17 protein-coding genes are annotated in these 19,020 nt (G+C 63.3%); 6 read left to right on the top strand and 11 right to left on the bottom strand.

The features are described from left to right. Positions 1 to 79: 79 nt before the first annotated feature. The gene (locus tag AC07VY_RS11505; protein WP_495097401.1) at positions 80 to 769 is read right to left on the bottom strand and encodes a GNAT family N-acetyltransferase; all 690 of its coding nucleotides are present in this window, start codon (positions 767 to 769) and stop codon (positions 80 to 82) included. Between AC07VY_RS11505 and AC07VY_RS11500 the strand changes: the two genes are divergently transcribed. Further along, entirely contained in the window at positions 762 to 1,655 is an 894-nt protein-coding gene (locus tag AC07VY_RS11500; protein WP_495075263.1) for a LysR family transcriptional regulator, read from the top strand. The two genes, AC07VY_RS11505 and AC07VY_RS11500, sit on opposite strands and share 8 nt — an antisense overlap. Positions 1,656 to 1,666: 11 nt before the next feature. Here the strand turns inward: AC07VY_RS11500 and AC07VY_RS11495 are convergent, their stop codons facing one another. After that, on the bottom strand, positions 1,667 to 2,419 hold the full coding sequence (locus tag AC07VY_RS11495; RefSeq protein WP_495097402.1) for a nitroreductase family protein: 753 nt from the start codon (positions 2,417 to 2,419) through the stop codon (positions 1,667 to 1,669). Next, positions 2,412 to 3,926 carry an FAD-dependent oxidoreductase gene (locus AC07VY_RS11490; RefSeq protein ID WP_495097403.1) on the bottom strand — a complete coding sequence of 505 codons (1,515 nt, stop codon included), beginning with the start codon at positions 3,924 to 3,926 and terminating at the stop codon, positions 2,412 to 2,414. The genes AC07VY_RS11495 and AC07VY_RS11490 overlap by 8 nt, the downstream gene beginning before the upstream one ends. 63 nt (positions 3,927 to 3,989) lie before the next feature. On the opposite strand from AC07VY_RS11490, the gene AC07VY_RS11485 reads away from it, so the two are divergent. Beyond that, entirely contained in the window at positions 3,990 to 4,460 is a 471-nt protein-coding gene (locus tag AC07VY_RS11485) for a MarR family winged helix-turn-helix transcriptional regulator (protein WP_495097404.1), read from the top strand. Between the two features lie 36 nt (positions 4,461 to 4,496). On the opposite strand, the gene AC07VY_RS11480 is transcribed toward AC07VY_RS11485, so the two are convergent. Then, entirely contained in the window at positions 4,497 to 6,008 is a 1,512-nt protein-coding gene (locus tag AC07VY_RS11480; protein ID WP_495097405.1) for an aminotransferase-like domain-containing protein, read from the bottom strand. A gap of 173 nt (positions 6,009 to 6,181) precedes the next feature. Here AC07VY_RS11480 and AC07VY_RS11475 point away from each other — a divergent pair, with 173 nt between their 5' ends. Beyond that, positions 6,182 to 6,502 (top strand): hypothetical protein, encoded by a 321-nt coding sequence (locus AC07VY_RS11475; RefSeq protein ID WP_495097406.1) that lies wholly within the window; start codon positions 6,182 to 6,184, stop codon positions 6,500 to 6,502. 72 nt (positions 6,503 to 6,574) lie between these two features. On the opposite strand, the gene AC07VY_RS11470 is transcribed toward AC07VY_RS11475, so the two are convergent. Next, entirely contained in the window at positions 6,575 to 7,588 is a 1,014-nt protein-coding gene (locus AC07VY_RS11470; protein WP_495097407.1) for a hypothetical protein, read from the bottom strand. A 206-nt stretch (positions 7,589 to 7,794) separates the two neighbouring features. Here AC07VY_RS11470 and AC07VY_RS11465 point away from each other — a divergent pair, with 206 nt between their 5' ends. Further along, complete coding sequence (locus AC07VY_RS11465; RefSeq protein WP_495097408.1) at positions 7,795 to 9,852, top strand: beta strand repeat-containing protein; 2,058 nt, start codon at positions 7,795 to 7,797, stop codon at positions 9,850 to 9,852. A 5-nt stretch (positions 9,853 to 9,857) separates the two neighbouring features. Here AC07VY_RS11465 and AC07VY_RS11460 read toward each other — a convergent pair whose 3' ends face one another. From AC07VY_RS11460 to AC07VY_RS11435, 6 genes are all read right to left on the bottom strand, one after another. Then, positions 9,858 to 11,120, bottom strand: a complete 1,263-nt coding sequence (locus tag AC07VY_RS11460) for a sugar ABC transporter permease (protein ID WP_495097409.1) — start codon at positions 11,118 to 11,120, stop codon at positions 9,858 to 9,860. Continuing rightward, positions 11,117 to 11,941 (bottom strand): ATP-binding cassette domain-containing protein, encoded by an 825-nt coding sequence (locus AC07VY_RS11455; protein ID WP_495097410.1) that lies wholly within the window; start codon positions 11,939 to 11,941, stop codon positions 11,117 to 11,119. The genes AC07VY_RS11460 and AC07VY_RS11455 overlap by 4 nt, the downstream gene beginning before the upstream one ends. Positions 11,942 to 11,947: 6 nt before the next feature. Further along, positions 11,948 to 13,012 (bottom strand): ABC transporter substrate-binding protein, encoded by a 1,065-nt coding sequence (locus AC07VY_RS11450; RefSeq protein WP_495097411.1) that lies wholly within the window; start codon positions 13,010 to 13,012, stop codon positions 11,948 to 11,950. A gap of 97 nt (positions 13,013 to 13,109) precedes the next feature. Continuing rightward, positions 13,110 to 14,654 (bottom strand): FGGY-family carbohydrate kinase, encoded by a 1,545-nt coding sequence (locus tag AC07VY_RS11445; RefSeq protein WP_495097412.1) that lies wholly within the window; start codon positions 14,652 to 14,654, stop codon positions 13,110 to 13,112. Positions 14,655 to 14,656: 2 nt separating this feature from the next. Then, entirely contained in the window at positions 14,657 to 15,385 is a 729-nt protein-coding gene (locus tag AC07VY_RS11440) for an SDR family oxidoreductase (protein WP_495097413.1), read from the bottom strand. Between the two features lie 149 nt (positions 15,386 to 15,534). Then, positions 15,535 to 16,416 (bottom strand): helix-turn-helix domain-containing protein, encoded by an 882-nt coding sequence (locus AC07VY_RS11435; RefSeq protein ID WP_495097414.1) that lies wholly within the window; start codon positions 16,414 to 16,416, stop codon positions 15,535 to 15,537. Between the two features lie 574 nt (positions 16,417 to 16,990). Here AC07VY_RS11435 and AC07VY_RS11430 point away from each other — a divergent pair. Together AC07VY_RS11430 and lolD are read left to right on the top strand one after the other, a co-directional pair. Next, entirely contained in the window at positions 16,991 to 18,247 is a 1,257-nt protein-coding gene (locus AC07VY_RS11430) for a lipoprotein-releasing ABC transporter permease subunit (RefSeq protein ID WP_495075271.1), read from the top strand. Next, positions 18,240 to 18,947, top strand: coding sequence for a lipoprotein-releasing ABC transporter ATP-binding protein LolD (gene lolD / locus AC07VY_RS11425; protein ID WP_495097415.1), 708 nt, complete (start codon positions 18,240 to 18,242; stop codon positions 18,945 to 18,947). Before AC07VY_RS11430 ends, lolD begins: the two co-directional genes overlap by 8 nt. Positions 18,948 to 19,020 lie beyond the last annotated feature (73 nt).

The following is a 19,020-nucleotide window of genomic DNA, read 5'->3' as shown; positions in this document are numbered from 1 at the left end:
TCTGGAACCCGTGCTTTTTCGCCCGCGTCGAAACCGATATGGATGGCCGTGGGGCTCATCTGGAGTGGCTGGTAAGGTTTCATGGCCGGCAGCCTGCATGCGTGTTCGCGATGGGGCGGTACATGAAGCGCCAACCGGCGCGAAACTCCAGCGGGACCTCGGTACCTTCGTATGCAGGGCAGTCGGCAAAGCCATGGGCTTCGTATAGGCGGTGCGCTGTTTTCATGAACGGAGCGGTGTCGAGACAGATTCCGCCATACCCCAGCCTGCTTGCGTCAGCAAGGATGCGTCGCAGCGCCTGTTGCCCCAAGTGCATGCCCCGGTATTGCGGGCGTACGTACATACGCTTGACCTCAGCTACGCCACTGCGCGCGAAACGCAAGCCACACATCCCGGCAACTCTGTCGTCCACCATGATCAGATAGAACACGCCTTTCTGGGCTTGCTCTGCGCAAATCTGGTGAATCACGTAGGCGCCATGGTCGGGGGCCGTCGTGCCAGCATTGTCATGCGCAGCGACTCCGAACCATCGCTCCATTTCGCTGTGGACCCAGGACATGTATTCACTATTGAGGCCCATGAAGGCGTCGTAGTGCGCGACAGGATCTACAAGAATGAATAGTGGCTCTGGCATGCGCTTGCGGTGGTTCTGAAAGTCGAAAAATGGCCTGCAAATGTTAAAGTGGATCGAATCAATCAAAAAGAAGCATTTCTTCCGTTCATAACGGAAGAAATGGCTGTAATAAACCCAAGCTACGATGATGGACAAACTCAATGGTCTGCTGGTCTTTGTGAAGACGGCTGATCTCGGCAGCTTCGTCGCTGCGGGGCGCGCGCTTGAAATATCGGCGTCAGCAGTCGGCAAAGGTGTTGCCCGACTCGAGAAGCAGTTAGGCGTGCGACTGATGCAGCGCAGCACGCGGCGGATCCAGCTAACCGACGAGGGGCGACTGTTTCACGAGCGCTGCCGCCGCATCCTCGACGATCTCGACGATGCGCAAGCGATGCTCTCGCATGTGAGGGAAGCTCCACGCGGCAGGCTGCGCGTGAGCGCACCAATCGTCGGGTACCACTTCCTGTTGCCAGTGATACCGGACTTTCTGGCCCGCTACCCGGAGGTGGAACTCGATATCAATTTCAGCGACCGTACCGTAGACCTGATCGATGAGGGCGTCGATGTGGCTATCCGCAGCGGCGATCTGCCCGACTCCCGCCTGGTGTCTCGGCCACTCAGTGCATTTCGGCTGCTGTTGTGTGCGTCGCGTGCCTATCTGGAGCGCCATGGCACGCCGCTGGTTGCACGTGACCTGGAGCGGCATGCCGCGATTCGCTTCCGCCACCCGGATTCGGGGAAGTTGCTGGAGTGGCCTATGTTGCAGGCCACGGCCTTCTCCGAGACCCGCTTGCGTACAGTGCTGGCCTGCAACAACATGGAGGCGATTTTTGGCGCCACCGTGCGCGGCCTGGGTATCGCGTGCATGCCGGATTTTCTTGTCCGCGAGGCTCTCGCCGATGGCCGGCTTCAGAGCGTGCTCGACGAACAGATCAGTGGCGGCGGCCAGTTCAAGGCGCTGTGGCCGTCGAGCCGGCATTTGTCTCCCAAGGTGCGCGTATTCGTCGATCACTTGGACGAGCAGCTATCGGCGCCAAGATAAAGGGCCGGCCTTCAGTGTGAAACCACCGTGTCGCTGATCGGCCGGCGCCAGCGCTCTTCCACTCTGGCGTCGTCGGCGCGGTGACCGAGGGCGATGACGATGGGGATCACGGCGCCTCGGGGTAAGCCCAGGATTTTGGCGATCTTCGGTGCGGAAAAACCTTCCATCGGGCACGAGTCGATCCCTTTGGCCGCGGCGCCCAGAATCAGGGTCTGCACGGCGTAAATGGCATTGCGCGCGGCCCAATGGCGGCTGCCTATGTGGCCTATGGGCAGCAAGGACAGGCTGGGGCGTAGCAGTGCCACCAGCTGCATCAGTGGCGACCACAGGGCGAGGGAGCCGATGCCGAGAATCTTCTGGAACTTGCCGATTTGCTTGCGTTGGTAGGTTTTTGAGTTGGGTTCCAGCGTTGCCGTGGTTTCAATGTAGGCGAGCTGGGCCAGGGCGGTGCGCTGCCCTAGCGCGGGGCTGGCGACCACGACGATCAGCTCGGCCGCCGTGGCAGCTGCTTTTTGTCCATTGCAGGCCGAGGCGACGCTGGCTTTCAGGGCTGGATCGCGTACCCAGTGCAATTCGTAGGGTTGCAGGTTCCCGCTGGAAGGCGCGAAGGCGGCCTCTGCCAGCACAGCCTGAACGTCTGCCTCCGGGATGGGTGTTGCGTCAAATTTGCGGATCGCGCGGCGAAAGCGGTTCGCCTTCTGAAAGGCGAGCCAGGCTGGCGCTGCTGCACTGGTGGTCGGGTGCGGGGTGTTCTGCTCAGCCATGGGATGCCTCCTCCAGGCCCAGGCCTGCTTGCACAAGATAGGCTTCCAGCGCGTCCAGATGCTGTGTCGCAACGATCGCGCCAATGTAGCCATCCGGGCGCACCAGCACCCAATCGCCGTCCGAGGGGGTGTAGCTGTCACGAAAGTGGCCTGCGTGGTCAACGACGTCACCGCCGAGGCCAAAGGTATGGACATGCAAGCCCGGGCGTGGTGGAACCGCTGTGCGCTCGACTCCATAGCCCAGCAGCGTCCAGTGCGCGCCGCGGAACAGGTCGAACAGCCGCAACGCCTGGCCCGCGGCGCCGCGCAGGGGCGCATCCGGGGCGCGGTCGCCGGCGCAGGGGCCGTCCACGCGGCTGGCTTGTTCCAGCGCGAGCGAGGATGCGGGGTAGCCTATGTCGAGCTGGTGCACCTCGCGGCCACGGCGCATCTCGCCACGCTTTTGTGCGTCCAGCAGCCTGGTTGCCAGACCGAGCATCGCCGCCGCGACGGGCCTGCGCTCCTCCTCGTAGCTGTCGAGCAGGGTGGTGGTCGGCTTACGGGTGGCCGCGGCCAGCTTCCAGCCCAGGTTGTAGGCGTCTTGCACGCTGGTGTTGAGGCCCTGGCCGCCGGTGGGCGGATGGGTGTGGGCCGCGTCCCCGATGAGGAACACCCGGCCCACGCGGTAGCGGTCGGCCAGCCGCGCATTCATGTTGTACGCCGAAGACCAGGACACCGACTGGATGTGGATATCTGTGCGGCCGGTGCGCTCGGCCGCCAGGGTCTGCAGGCCTGTGGCGGACAAGTCGATGTCGCCGTCTAGCGGTATGGGGCCCTGTATCTGGAACATATCGGTCCCCGCCAGCGGGCAAAACGCGATCTGCCGCGCCATGTCACCTTCGTTGAAGACATGCCAGGCATCACGTGTGAGGCCTGTGAGCAGCACATCCGCGACGATGGCGCGTATGCCTAGCGTCTTGCCTGGGAATCCGATATCCAGCGCTTGGCGCACAAAACTGCGGCCGCCATCCGCGCCCACCAGCCAGCGCACGCGTAGCGTCTCGTTGCCCGTCTGGCTGGCCAGCTGCGCGGTCACGCCGTTGGAGTCCTGCGCAAAACCGGTCAGCTCGCAGCCGAAATGGGGTGCATGGCCCAGCTCCGCCAGACGCTCGCGCATCACGGCCTCGGTTCGGAATTGCGCAACCATCAGCGGCAGCTGGTAGGGCTCGGCGGGCGTGGGCTCATGCAGTTCGATGACCTGGGCGTCGGTGTGGCTGCCATCGCTGCGGTATTTCCGCTCGGGCGGATAGGCCCCGCCGGCTGCGACGATGCGGTCCAGGATGCCCAGATCTTCAAAGATTTCCTGGGTACGGGGCTGGATGCCCTTGCCGCGCGAGCCGTGGAACGGGCCCTCCATTTTCTCGATCAGACGGAAGGAAATCCCCCGCCGTGCCAGGTCGATCGCCAATGTTAGACCCGCGGCACCGGCGCCGCAAATCAGGACATCGGCTGTACATTGCTGATTCATCAAAACCTCACTATGTGTAATATGCACCTATTACACGACAAGGGCACGTGCGTGTCAAGAAATATGCAAAATACACACATTAACGCGAAACTGCGGGAACTCCACGGGGCTTTGCTGGAGATCGTCAGCGTCATGAACCGACCCCAGCGCGACGAGGCCATGGTGCGTGCGGCCGGAATATCTCTGGACCGCGCGTTGTTTCCGCTGCTGGTTTTGGTGGAGCGGCTGGGGCCGATTGGCGTGGTCGAATTGGCCGACCGCGTGGGGCGCGACTACACCACGGTCAGTCGGCAGGTGGCCAAGCTGGAAACATTGGGCTTGGTGGATAGGCAGGCGAGCGAGGCGGACCGCCGGGTGCGCGAGGCGGTGGTCACCGAGAAGGGCAAGGCGCTCACCGACCGCATAGACGAGGCCCGCGCCAAGATGGGTATGGCCATATTTGCCTCATGGGACAAGCAGGATGTCGAGGACCTGGTACGGCTCATGGTCAAGTTTTCCGACGCCATCAAATGCGATGCGGCGGCGATGGAATAAAACCGGCTGCAGCGCAGGTAATATCTGCACCAGCAGCTATTTTTTCAATAGCAATTTGCTTGCAACCAGCGGCGCAGCCAAGGTGTTCACCAGTTGCCCCAGGCGGGCAAACGCATGCTCTAGTTCGGACGTGAAAGGCCAGCCGCAGTTGATGCGCAGATTGCTCTCAAACCGCTGCGAGTTGGTAAAGATGGTGCCGGGTGCGATGACCATGTTTTCGGCCAGCGCGGCGTGGAACAGGGCGGTGGCCGACAGCCCGTCGGGCAGCTCCACCCACAGCGACAGGCCGCCGCGCGGCACGGTCAGCTTGGTACCGGGCGGGAAGTAGCGGGCCACGGCCTGCGCAGTTTGTGTGCGCTGCGTGGCCAGGGTGCTGCGCAGGCGGCGCAGGTAGCGGTCATAAGCGGCAGAGCCTATGAAGCTGGCTGCGGCCATCTGGGCCAGGCGCTCGTTGCTGCGCGAGGCGGCGAACTTCAGCATCTCCACCCGCGCCTGCCAGCGCCCGGCGCTGACCCAACCCAGGCGCAGGCCGGGTGCCAGGCATTTGTGCAGCGACGCGCAGTACACCACGTGGCCGCTGTCGTCCCAGGACTTGATGGCGCGCAGCGGTTCTTCGCGCAACACGTCTTCAATCACCAGCGCGCTGTAGGTGTCGTCTTCCACCAGAGCCACATCGTGCTGCTGGCACAGGCGCAGCAGCGCCTGTTTGTGGCTGCTGGGCATGATGCTGCCGGTGGGGTTTTGCAGGTAGGGAATCACCACCACGGCCTTGATGTTGGCAGTGTTGCGTAGCGCCAGCTCCACCGCATCGACCGAGATGCCGGTGCGCGGGCTGGTGGGTATTTCCAGTGCCTTCAGGCCCAGGCTTTCCAGGGTTTGCAGCAGGCCGTAGAAGGTGGGCGACTCCACCGCAATCGTGTCGCCGGGGTTGGCCACGGCGCGCAGGGCCAGGTTCAGTGCCTCGGTGCAACCATTGGTGATCTGGATGTCGTTGGCCGACAGGCGCATGCCAGCGGCCAGCCCGCGCTGGGCCAGCACCTCGCGGAACTCCAGGCAGCCCTGCGGCGGTGCTGCGCGCACCAGTTGGTCCGGGTGCTGGCGCAGGCTGCGCAGGGCAGCTTGTTGTAGGGCCTGGGCCGGGTACAGCTCGGGCGCGCAGCGGGCGGTGGACAGATTGGTCTTGAAGCGCTGCATGCGGCCCAGCGCCAGAAACTCCGACACCTTGGTATGGATGCCCACGTACTGCGCCGGGTCGGGTGCGCGCTGCATCGGCGGGTCGTTCACCGGCGCCAGGTGGGCCGATGCACGTGGCCGCACGAAGTAGCCCGAGCGTGGCCGCGCCTCCAGCCAGCCTTCGCTCTCCAGCAGGCGGCAGATCTGCATGGTGGTGGACAGGCTGACCGCGTGCTGGCGCATCAGCTCGCGCAGCGAGGGCATGCGCTGGCCGGGCAGCAGGCTGCCGGCCTGGATGGCGCTGCGGTAGTGCTCGGCCAGGCTTTGGTATTTGGGCGTGGCGGCTGTGGACGGTGCGGTAGTGGGCATGCTCATGGCCCCTGCATGATGCGGGGCCTGGGGCGGGCTGAACAGGTACAGACAGGCATGCCGAAGACCATAACAGATGCGCAATTTCTGCGCTGCTGCGTAACAGATTGGCCAGGTCTGTGGCTGTTGCGCGGGGGCCAGGTTTTTTACGCTACAGGCATCCCAACAAGGAGTGCCGCATGTCCTCTGCCACCGTATCCTCTGTGCAATTGCAAGCCCACCAGCGGGCCTGGGAGCGCGTACCGTCGGGCGCTGAAATCCGGGTGGAGCAGGGCAGCATATGCCTGCACCAGCGCCTGTACCTGGCGCACGACTGGGCGTATATGCCGATATACCTGGGCGCTGGCGAGTGCTACCGGGTGTCGGCCGGTGGCTGGCTGGAGATCGAGGCCTTGTCTTCAGCCTGCCTGTCTATGCGGCCACGGCGCGGCTTGCTGAGCTTGCTGGCAGCCTACTGGATACGCACACCCGCAGCGCCAGCCGTTGCGAGCAGGATATAAGCTATTTGTACCTCTAGCGCAGATAAAACCTGCGCAAGTAGCTATATTTTTAATAGCAATTGCCAGAGGCCATCAAGGCTGGCGCACGATCACCGGGTGGATGGTGAAGACGTTGTCCGAGGCCGTGTCCACCGTCACGCGTACCCAGTGCAGCGAGGGGCTGCCGAAAGTTTGCAGGCGGGTCAGGTTGGGCAGCAGCTTGGTCGGGCTGTACAAAGGTTTGTCCACCTTGAAGAAGTGGGTGTCGCCGTGCACGAACAGCACCTGGCCGGAGAACTGCTCGGTCTGCTTCACCACGGCCGCCATGAAGTTGCGGTAGCCCGCATAGCCGGGGGCGGTGCTTTCGTCCACGTCTTCGGTTTCGGGCAGGTCAAAGCCGGGGTCGGCCTGCAGCACCAGCACAATGCCTTTCGCCTTCTGTGCCTTGGCCTGGGCGAAGGAGGTTTGCAGCCAGGCGATGTTGGCCGTGTCGCGCTCCAGGTATTCGGCGTTGGACGCGTCGCACTGCTCGGCCTTGCGCGCACTCTTGGTCGTGCATTCCTTGGCATTCAGGACCAGGTTGTTGTTGCTGCCAGGCACGTTCAAGCCCACAAACACCACGCCACCGTGGCTGAAGCGGGTGTTCTCCACATACTTCTCACCCAGCTTGCCCTGGTGCTCCAGCGGCATCTGGGTCTGGCCCAGGCTGGCGGTGGTGGGGAACATCACGCGGCGCAGGTAGGCCAGGCGCTCCAGCCCGTCGTAGCCGCCGTTGTTCAGGCGGTGGCAGTCGGTCCATTCGTTGTCGCCGGGCACGTACACCACGGGTTTGAGCAGGGTGTTGAACATCTTCAGCGCATCCGCATAGATGTCGTCCGTGCATTTGGAGCTGCCGTCCTTGATGTCGCCGTCGTACAGCGAGAACGCGATGTCAGACTGGTTGATGCTCTGCAGCACGGCCGGCAGCTTGGGGTCGTCGCCCGCCTTCTTGTAGGGCATGTCACCCCACAGCCCAAAGGAGAAACCCGCAGGTGCAGATGCCCCGGTGGTGGCACAGGCAACCAGACTCAGCGCAGCGATGGCGGTGGCCAGACTTTTGACAAACATGGAGAGGCATCCAGCAGGGTAAAGCCTCGGAATGTAGGCAGGCTGTATGGCAGTTTGATGAAAAAATGCTGTGCTTGGAGCGGACGGGGGTTGCCCGGAATTTGCTTTGCTCTGAGCAGCTTGCCAAATGTGACATATATGCTTGTCGCACGCGGCCCGCGTCAGGTCCGCCCCGCTGTGGGAATACAAGCCAAAGGAAATTCATTTTGACTGCATCACATTCATTCGCCAGCCGCCGTTATTTTCTGGTGGCGGGTTGCGCCTCACTCGTGTCTGCCTGCGGCGGTGGAGGGTCTGGTAGCACGTCCGCGACGGGTACGTCTTCCGAGGCCGGCAGTCTGGCGGGCCGCACCGACATCACATCGGCCATTTTGGCGAACCAAAATGTCACATTGGGCGGTGATGCTTTCATCACCTTGCCGGTAGGCACCACCACCTATACAGGCGCCATATCTGGCCAGGGCACGCTGGTCCTGGTGGCTGCGGGTGGCACCAGCAGCCCCAGCACCCTGGTCATTACCCAGGCCAGCACCTTCACCCTGCCCAATGCGCAGCAGGTGCAGGTGGTCACCAAGACCGTGGCCACCAGCGGCTACCGGTTGAACATTGCCGGCAGCAACCCGCCGGTGCTGACCATCGATCCCGGTGTCACTTTGCAAATTGGCACCAACACCAGTGCCGACAACAACCCCAACTTCATTGCCACGTCCGACAGCCTGAACTCGGCCAGCGTGGTCAATGGCGAGGTGAACCTGAACAACATCCTCAACAATGGGACCATCGTGCTCAGCAGCGCGCAGTTCATTCTGCTGGGCCAGGTCAGCGGCAGCGGCCCGGTGCTGCAGGCGGCGAACGTGTGGGGCGGCAACTCGTTTCGCGGTGTCAGCGCCTTCGAGGGCGTGCTGTCTTTGGCGGCAGGGCAGGACTTCGGCAGCAACCACGTGGCGGCTTCGCTGTCGAACGCCAAGGCGGTGCTGAACGAAGGCTCGTGGCTGGTCTGGAGCCCGCCGGGCAGTGTGGTGACCGTCAAGCAAAACATCTTTGAGGCGGCTTATGGCGGCGACATCAACTTCCACCCCATCGGCAGTTCGACCATTGTGATGTCCGGTGTCTACAGCCATACCGACAACAGTCCGCACAATAGCCCGAACCTGGTCAACCCCGGTTTGAGCGACCCCACGCTGAACTTCGCCAAGGTGATCTACCGGGGCGGCGCCAATAACGTCAATGGCAACGACGGCAGTTACCGGGGCATCAATATCGAAGGAGGCGGCAGCGCCGGCTCCGGCACGGTGCAGTGGGGCGACGGCACGCACAGCAACTTCTTTCTGCCCTCGGCGCCATCACCGGCCCAGGTCAGCCCCGCCTTGGGCGCCAAGAACGCCTACATCAATCTGCGCAGCGGCAGCACGCTGGCCTTCAACTACAACGGCGCGGTGACCTTGAACATCGGCATCACTGGCGGTGGTGGCGGTCCCCACCGAGACGGTGCCATCGGCGTTGGCAACGTGACCATCGTGTCCACGGCAGGCAACGACGTGACGTTCGCCCAGCCGCAAAACTACAACGGCACGACCACCATCGGCGCCAATGCCGTTCTGCGGCTGGGCGCGGGCACTTCCGTGCCTCTGTACTACGACACCGTGCGGCCCACGGGCACCACCCGGGTGTTGCAGGCGACCTATAGCGGCGATGCCAGCCTGTTGACCGCTGAGTCCACAGGGGGCTTGTCGACGAATGCCATCGTCAACGCGGGCCAGCTCATTGTGCAGAACACCACGACTGCCACCACGCTGTCGCACATCAGTGGCACCGGCAGCTTTGTCCACATGGGCGCGGCCACCACCACGCTGCTGAACAACAGCTACAGCGGCGCCACGACCCTGTCCGCCGGCACGGTGCTGGCCGGAAGTGCCGATGCATTAGGTACGGGTGCGGTGACCAATAACGCAGCCCTGGCTCTGGCGAGCGGCCAACGCCAGTTGACATTGGGCAGCAGCTACCAGCAGGGCACCAACGGCATATTGACGCTGGCCATCGACGGCACGGTGGCCGGCACCAGCCACGACCATCTGACGGTGGCCGGGGCGGTGGCGCTAGGCGGCACCCTGGTGCTGAACATCACCGGCAGCTATGCCAGCGGGCAAAAGTTCGTGCTGATCAATGCCGCTAGCGTCAGCGGCACATTCGCCACCGTGACCAGCAATGGCGCCAGCGTGGTGCAGGGCACAGACGGCACCAGCCTGTTCGTGATCGTGCAGTAGTGGCCTCAAGCCCGGCCGTGCGACACACGCGACTGGCGGGCCATCGAGTCCACGATGACCGCCACTGCCAGCACGGCGCCGGTGATCATGTAGCGCAGCGAGGACGACAGGTCCAGCAAAGTCAGGCCGCTGGAGATGGACTGGATCACGATGATGCCCAGCAGCGCCGAGTAGGCGTTGCCACGGCCGCCAAACAGGCTGGTGCCGCCGATCACCGCCGCCGCAATCGCGTTCAGGTTCACATCGCCGGTGCCAGCTTGCTGGCTGGCGGATGCCAGGCGGGCCGATGCCAGCACGCCGCCCAGGGCCGCCAGCGAGGCGCACAGGATGAACACGCTGGTGTAGATCTTGCGCACATCGATGCCGGAGCGGCGCGCCGCCTCGCGGTTGCCACCCACGGCATTCACCATGCGGCCCCACTGGGTGCGGGTAAAGGCATAGTCCAGCGCCACCACCAGGCCCACAAAGATGCCAAACAGCCAGGGGATGCCCCGGTCCTGGTTGAAGTAGAAGGCGATGGTTTCCAGCACCATGGTGAACACCCCGGCGCGCAGCAGCAAGCGGCTGTGCGATTCAGCCGACAGGCCGGCCGCCTGGCGCCGCGCGGCGGTGCGCTGGCCACTCAGGTAGATGGCGAGGCCGGAAATGGCCACCACGACATAGGACACATACACGGGAATGAACAGCGACTGGCCCAGGTTCACCAGTGGCGATTCGTAGGGCAGGTTGATTGAGCCGGTGCCGCCCAGCACATAGAGTTGCGCGCCCAGGATGGCCAGCAAGCCGGCCAGCGTGGACACAAAACTTGGCATGCCAAAGCGGTTGAACAACTGGGCGTAGACGATGCCGACCACGGCGCCGGCGGCCACTGCCGCCGCGATGGCCAGGCCCACCGGCCAGCCGTGGTTGACCCACAGCACGCCAACCATGGCCGAGGCAAAGCCGCTGACCGAGCCGACCGACAGATCGATCTCGCCGACCATCAAAATGCAGACGATGCCCAGCGAGATCACACCGATGGTCGATGCGTCGAACAGCATATTGATCAGGTTGTTGCTGGACAGAAAGATCGGGTTCATGCTCTGGAAGATGGTCCAGATTACGGCCAGGCCGACGATGACCGGTAGCGAGCCCAGATCGCCGGCGCGCACGCGGTCGATGAAGCTGCGGATGGCTCCGCTGACGCCGGTTTCGACCTTGTAGCGTTCGTCGCTGCGGTCCAGTAGTGGTGTGGCGGCTGGTGGGATGGTGTGGGTTTCGCGGGTCATGCTGTGCTTTGTTCGGTGGGGGTGCTGGCGGGGGCATGCCGGCCTGTTCGGCGCGAGACGGAGTTGTCGGATGCGCCGGTTATGGCGCTGACGAGTTCCTGGTTCGACGAGTCGGGGGTGAACACGCCGTTGTTGCGCCCCAGGCGCAGTACCACGATGCGGTCGGCCACGGCGCGCACGTCTTCCATGTTGTGGCTGATCATGACCACGCCAAGGCCTTTGTCTCGCACCCGTTCGATCAGGTTCAGCACCTCGGCCGTCTGGGCCACGCCCAGGGCGGCAGTCGGTTCGTCCAGCAGGATCAGCTTGGGCTCCAGCAGCAGCGAGCGGGCGATGGCCACCGTCTGGCGCTGGCCGCCAGACAGCGAGGCCACCGGAATGCGCACGCTGGGGATGCGCGCGCTGAGCTCGTTCAGCAGCTGCCAGGCTTTGACCTCCATGCTGACTTCGTCCAGTTGCCAGGGCTGCAGCTCGTTGCCGAGAAAAATATTGGCTACCACGTCCAGGTTCTCGCACAGGGCGAGGTCCTGGAACACGGTGGCGATGCCCAGCGCCAAGGAGGCGCTGGGGCCGTCCAGCGATACCTGCTGCCCACGGAAGTGCATCGTGCCCGAGGTGGGCTGGTGCACCCCGGCCAGAATTTTCACCAGGGTGGACTTGCCGGCACCGTTGTCCCCAACCAAGGCAACCACCTCTCCTGGATGCACGTCGAGATCGATATCGGTGAGGGCCGCCACCGCGCCGAAGCGCTTGTTGATGCCGCGAAGACGCAGTACCGGTTCGCGTGCGGAGGCAGCTTGTTGCATTGATTGTGCTGTCATGGTGGTTTACTTGATGCCGAGCTTCTTGCAACCTTCGGCGTAGCGGTCTACGCACAGCACGGCAGCGGTCTGGATGGGCTTGCCGCTGACCATCTTGTCGATGATTTCAGCCTTCAGGTTTTCGGTCGTCACCACGGCAGGTACGAACAACTGCGATGGCGTGCCGTACAGCGTGGTCTCGGCTTTCGGGGTTTCACCGGCCAGCAGTTTCACCACCACCTGCGCAGCGGCTGCGGCCACGGTTTCGCTGGGCTTGGAGATGGTGTTGTACTGGTCGCCGGCAATGATCAGCTGCAGCGCCGCGATGGTGGCGTCGTTGCCGGACACGGGCGGAACCGGGTTCACGCCGGCCGCCTTGAAGGCTGCAATCGCGCCGCCACCGGTGCCATCATTGGCGGCCACTACGCCGACAATCTTTTTACCGAAACGCGAGATCTGGCCGCTGGCCCACTGCTGGGCTTTGGCGGGCACCCATTCCGGGGTGTCGTATTCGGCCAGAATCTTGTAGCCGCTGGCGTCCAGGCTGGAGTGGATGCCCTTCTTGATCAGGCCGGCAGCGGCATCGGTGGGCGAGCCGTTGATCTGCAGCAAGCCCACATCGGCCGGTGATACGCCCTTGGCCTTCAGGTGTGCAACCAGCGAATCGGCAATCGCCTTGCCGATGCCTTCGTTGTTGAAGGACACGTAGTAGTCGGCCTTGGCATCAGGGATGGGCCGGTCATAGGCAATGACCTTGATGCCCTTGGCTTGGGCGGCTTTGACCAGGGAGGCGGCGGCGGTGGAGTCCACCGGGTCGATCACGATGGCCTTTGCACCCTGCGAGATCACCGAGTTGAATTGCTGCTGCTGGCGCGAGGCGTCGCCATCGGCATTTTGGTACAGCACTTCGCAGGCGGCGCAGAGCTTCTTCATCTCGGCGACGAAGCCCGGCTTGTCGTGTTCTTCGTAGCGGGTGGATGCCTGGTCGGGCATCAGGAAGGCGACCTTGGCTGGTGTGATGGTCTGTGCATACACGGCGGTGCTGCCCAGGACCAGGGTGGCGAGTGCGGCGATGTGGGTGAGTTTTGGCATGTCTATCTCCTATGGATGTAATTCTTAAATTGGCAATTCAACAAAAGCAAGGTGTGCAAAGCGGTGGTTAAGTCGTCGGTGTGTCTCCTTGGGGCGGTTAGCGCAAGCGGTGCATGGTGGATTTGAGTGCGGGGTACAGCGCCACGTACTGCTGGAAGAAATGGTTGTAGGCGGCGTGTGCGGCCGGCTGGGGCGTGGTGCGCGGCAGCGGTGTGATCCAGCCCTGGCGTACCGCGTCGGCACCGATCAAGCCGGCGCCAAAGGCGGCCAGCATGGCCGCGCCCAGCGAGGCCTCCACGTCGTCGGCCAAGGTGTAGACCGGGCGACCGGTGACGTCGGCAATGATCTGCATCCACATGTCCGAATGGCTGGCGCCGCCTACCACCACCAGGCGTTCGTCCAGCTGGGTGATGCCATCCAAGCCTTTCACTCCGGCTTCGATGTTGTGGCGCAGCGCGTAGGTCACGCCTTCCAGTACCGCGCGGTACAGGTGCGGCCGGCCATGGTGCAGGCCCAGGCCGACAAAGCTGCCGCTGGCCTGCGCATCCCACACCGGGCTGCGCTCGCCCATGAGGTAGGGCAGGAACAGCAGGCCGTCGCTGCCGGGAGGCAGCAGCACCGCGTCTTTTTCCAGCAGGCTGTGTGGGTCCACGCCCTGGACTTTTCCAGCGGCGATCTCGGCCTGGCAAAAGGTTTCGCGGAACCAGGTGACCGATGCGCCGGCGGTGATGGCGCCGCCGAATACATACAAGTCCTGCGCGCCATTGAACACATGCGGCATGCTGATCAGGCCGTGGCGCGCATCCACGCTGGGGCGTATCGTGCCCCAGCACATGCTGGTGCCAATCATGGCCACATGGTTGCCGGGCTGCGCGGCACCTGCGGCCAGCGTAGCTACCGCTGCGTCCACACCACCTGCGACCACCGGTATGCCGGCTGGCAGGCCCAGGCGCTCGGCCCATTCGGGCAGCAGCGGTCCCACGACGCCGCTGGATTCGACCAGGCGGTCCGGCATCATTCGGCGCGGAATACCCAGCATCTGCAGCGCTTCATCCGACCAGGCGCGGGCCTTCACGTCGTACACACCGCCGATATTGCCTGCCGAGCTGTGGTCCACCGCCAACTGGCCGGTGAGGCGCGCATTCACATAGCTGTTGGGCGGCAGGAATTGCTGGGTGCGGGCCCAGACGGCGGGTTCCTTTTCGCGCAGCCACAGCATTTTGGTGTAGCCGTAGTAGCTGTCCACGCCGTTGCCGGTGACGTCGTACAGGCGCTCCAGGTCCACGTGGTCGCGCACCCAACGCACCTCGTCTTGCGCACGCCGGTCCATCCAGATCAGGCAGGGGTAGAGCGCCTTGCCGCTCGCATCCACCGGGATGCCGCTGCCGCCATACAGGCTGCTGACACATATGGATTTGATAGCAGCTACCGCAATGCCTGCCTGCGCAAGAACGCCTTTTATGCAGTATTCCACGGCGTCCAGCCAGACGTCCGGCCACTGCTGGGCCCACAGTGGTTTCGGCGTTTCGACCTGGTAAGCCTGGGCGCACTGGGCCACGATTTCGCCCTGCGCGCTGACCATCACCGCCTTGGTGCTTTGGGTGCCGATATCGACACCGATGACATACGCTGTGTGTGGCATGGTCAGAGGTCCACGCTCAGGGGCAGGATCACCAGGTCGCGCACCACCACATTGCGCGGGCGGGTCAGCATGAACATCACGCAGTCGGCCACTTCCGTAGGTTGCATCAGGCTGCCGTTGGCCAGGGCTTCGTCCATCTTGGCCTTGGGCCAGTCGTCCAGCAGCGCGGTGACGACGGGGCCGGGGGCCACCGCACCGATGCGCAGGCCGTGCGGAGCGATCTGGCGGCGCACGGTGTGCACGAAGGCTTGCACCGCGAACTTGGAGGCGGTGTAGATCGGCTCCCACACCACGGGCACGATGCCGGCGATGGAGCTGGTGACGATGATGTCGCCGGTCTTGCGCTCTTTCATGTGCGGCAGCACCGCCTGGATGGAGCGGAAGCAGGCGTTGATGTTCAGGTTCAGCATGCGGTCCCAGTCGTCTGGGTTGCCCGTGGCCACTTCGCCGCCGATGTAGGCGCCGGCATTGGCGTGGAAGATGTCCAGCTGGCCCGCACGCTGCAGGATGGCGGGCAGCATGCCGGCCACGCTGGCGGCATCCAGCAGGTCGACCGTCAGCGGAATGGCGCGCTCACCCAGCTCGGTGTACAGGCTTGCCAGCCGGTCAGCGGCGCGGTCTACCAGAAACACCGTGGCGCCCGCAGCGAGCATGGCGCGCGCGCATTCCAGTCCTATGCCGGACGCGGCGCCCGTGACGGCTGCAACTTTTCCGTGGAGTGAGTGGTTCATGCCTGTGCTCTCCGGTTACGGGAGGGGGTGAGTGAAGCGCTGGATGTCTGCATAGTCGTTCTAGGTTGAGAAAATTTTGGATAAAGCTCTCCCCCAACCGCCATCGGCGGCCTATCCGGGAAAAAGGGGGGCGCGGGTGGGCGGTGGCGCTAGGCTGCCGCCTCGCAATCCGCATTCAGCCGGTAGTAGCGCCGGAATTGCGAGGGCGGCACGGACTTCTGTGCCAGGAACTGGCGGTTGAAGTTCGACAGGTTGTTGAAGCCGCAGGCGTAGCAGATGTCGGTCACCGGCAGCTCGGACGAGATCAGCAGTTCGCAGGCCCGGTTCACGCGCAGCCGGTTCAGGTACTGGATGAACGGCAGGCTGGTGTGGCGGCGGAAGAAGCGCGAGAAGGCGCTGGCTTCCATACCGGCGTACTGCGCCAGGTCGGATTCGTTGAGGCGTTCTTGCAGATGCTCGGCCAGATAGGCCAGCACCTGGTTGATGGTGGACGACTGGTAGCCCTGCGTGTCAGGTCGGAAGGTGGGGCTGGCCAGCAGGGCGTGGCCCTGGTCCTGCGACAGGATTTCCAGCAACGCCAGGAATTTGTAGACCCGCTGAAAGCCTTTGGCGTCCAGCAACGCGGTCAGCAGCGGCACGGCCTTGGCGGTGGTTTCGGTAGAGAAAAGAATGCCGCGCTGCGCATCGGTCAGCAGCGTCTCCAGTTGACCCAGCTCGGGAAAAGCCTCGATGCCGCCCTGGATGCTTTTGCTGGAGAACTGCAGGACAGTGCAGCGCTCGGGCACTGATACCCCGGCCGGCACTTCGCTGATCCAGTTGTGTGGCAGGTTGGGGCCGATCAGCATCAGCTGGCCGGGCTCGAAGGTGCCGGTGCGGTCGCCCACATAAAAGCGACCTGAGGTGTGGCTGATGTAGTTGAGCTCGTACTCCGGGTGGAAGTGCCAGCGCACCGTTTCATAGGGGTAGCCATGCGCCCATACCTTGAATGATTCCTGCTGCTGTATGCCTACCAGTTCGAGGTACGGTGACATCAACCATCTCCTTGTGTTGTAGGGGGTGCACTTGGCAGGGCCCATGCACCCTGCGATGGCCTTAGTTTAGAAAGCCATCTACGGCCTTACTACTGCGCAAGCTCCGCATTACTGATACTTTTTTTGCTTTTAGGGTAAGTACTTAGTTTGTATCAGTAGGCGGAGAATTGGCTTGGATGGGTGCCTAAAGACATGTATTTGCAGACAATCGTTTTATGTGTGTTTTGGGGCTTTAGCGCATATATTGCGAGCGTAAGTAGCTATATTTTTGATAGTGAATGCGCGGCTTAGATTACAAATGCAACATTGCCCGCACGATTTCGACACATAGCCAGGCGGCGCGCTTGGGAGGATTGCGTCCTCGTTGTCTTCCCTATGGGTTGGCTTCGAGGACTCTTCCTGTAGTCCCGACACCGCCGACGCCTCCGGGCACCGGCGGCCCGTATTGGGTTTCAGCCTCTGGCGCATAGGTTCTATGTGGCAGAGGCTTTTTTCATGGGGGCTTCCAGCGCGTGGCACTGGCCCCGCGTGGACGGGATGCCACAATCGCCGCTGTTTTGCTTTCAACTGCTCCATGCAAATCCCTTATGAACTCCTGGTGGGCTGGCGCTACACCCGGGCTGGCCGTGCGACGCGCCGCAACGGCTTTATTTCCTTCATCTCCGGTGTCTCCATGCTGGGCATTGCTCTGGGGGTGGCGGCGCTGATCATCGTGCTCAGTGTGATGAACGGCTTTCAGAAAGAGGTGCGTGATCGCATGCTGTCGGTGGTGGCGCACATTGAAATCTTTGCCCCGAATGGCGAGGCCTTGCCCAATGTGGCCAAGACCCTGGCCGAGGTCAAACAGAACCCCAATGTGGTGGGTGCTGCACCTTTCATAGCAAGCCAGGCACTGCTGGCGCGCGGTGAGGATATGAAGGGCACTGTAGTGCGCGGCATAGACCCGGCCGTTGAAGGCGAGGTGACTGATCTGGCCGTGGCCCTGCCCAAGGCCACGCTGGACAAGTTGGTGCCGGGCCAGTTCGGCGTGGTGCTGGGCATAGACCTGGCGCGCAGCCTGGGCGTGCGCGAGGGCGACCCGGTAACGCTGATCGCCCCCAGCGGCCAGGTGACGCCGGCTGGCGTGGTGCCGCGGCTGAAGCAGATGACGGTGGTGGGCACTTTCGAGTCCGGCCACTATGAATACGATTCGGCCCTGCTGATGATGCACATGGAGGATGCCGAGCGCGTCTTCCGCCTTGAAGGCCCGACCGGCATCCGCGTCAAGTTGCAGGATCTGCACCAGGCGCGCCAGGTAGCGCAGCAACTGGCCGGTAGCCTTAGCGGCAACCTGCTGATACGCGACTGGACGCAGCAGAACAAAACCTGGTTTGCCGCCGTGGAGGTGGAAAAACGCATGATGTTCATCATCCTGACCCTGATCGTCGCCGTGGCCGCGTTCAACCTGGTCAGCACCCTGGTGATGACGGTGACCGACAAGCGCGCCGACATCGCCATCCTGCGCACCCTGGGTGCCAGCCCCAAGAGCATCATGGGCATCTTCATGGTGCAGGGCGCCATGGTGGGGGTGATGGGCACCCTGGTCGGGTTGCTGCTGGGCCTGGGCGTGGCTTTCAATATCGACGTCATTGTGCCGGCGCTGGAGCATTTGTTCCACGCCAGCTTTTTGCCCAAAGAGGTGTATTTCATCAGCCGCATGCCCAGCGAGCCGCAGCAGGCCGACATCGTGCCGATTGCGGTGATCTCGCTGATCCTGGCTTTTGTGGCCACTATTTATCCGAGCTGGCATGCCAGCCGCGTCAATCCTGCGGAAGCACTGCGCTATGAGTAAGTTAGTACTGGAAGCCAAAGGCCTGACCAAGCGGTTTTCCGAGGGTCGCCTGGACGTGACCGTGTTGAAGGGCGTGGACCTGCAGGTGTTTGCCGGCGAAACCCTGGCCATCGTCGGAGCCTCCGGTTCCGGCAAGAGCACGCTGCTGCATTTGCTGGGTGGACTGGATGCGCCCACCAGTGGCTCGGTGCAGCTGCATGGCCAGGACCTGGCGCGGCTGGGCCCGGCAGAACAGGGCCAGCTGCGCAACCAGCACCTGGGTTTTGTCTACCAGTTCCACCACCTGCTACCCGAGTTCAGTGCGCTGGACAACGTCGCCATGCCACTGTGGATTCGGCGTATGTCGCGCGCGGACGCTGCGCAGCAGGCTACCAAAATGCTAGCAAACGTGGGTTTGAGCGAGCGCATCCACCACCGGCCGGCCGAGCTGTCCGGCGGCGAGCGCCAGCGCGTGGCCATTGCCCGCGCCCTGGTGGCCCAGCCGGCCTGCGTGTTGGCCGACGAGCCCACCGGCAACCTTGACCGCAGCACCGCCGATGGCGTGTTTGCGCTGATGCTGCAGCTGGCCCGTGACCAGGGCACGGCCTTTGTGTTGGTGACGCATGACGAGTCCCTGGCCTCCCGCTGCGGCCGTACCCTGCGTTTGAACCTGGGGCAGTTCTCTGCGGCCTCTCCGCTGCCGTCCACAAACTTGTCGTAAACACGTTCCTCGCCGCCCGCCAAACCGTCATACAGCCGACGTACACTTGTAACAATGTGCTAATTTGTATACA

The sequence above is a fragment of the Rhodoferax sp. GW821-FHT02C08 genome (genome assembly GCF_059421805.1).
The sequence above is the reverse complement of the archived record's forward strand: the minus strand, read 5'-3'. Positions and strand labels throughout refer to the sequence as shown.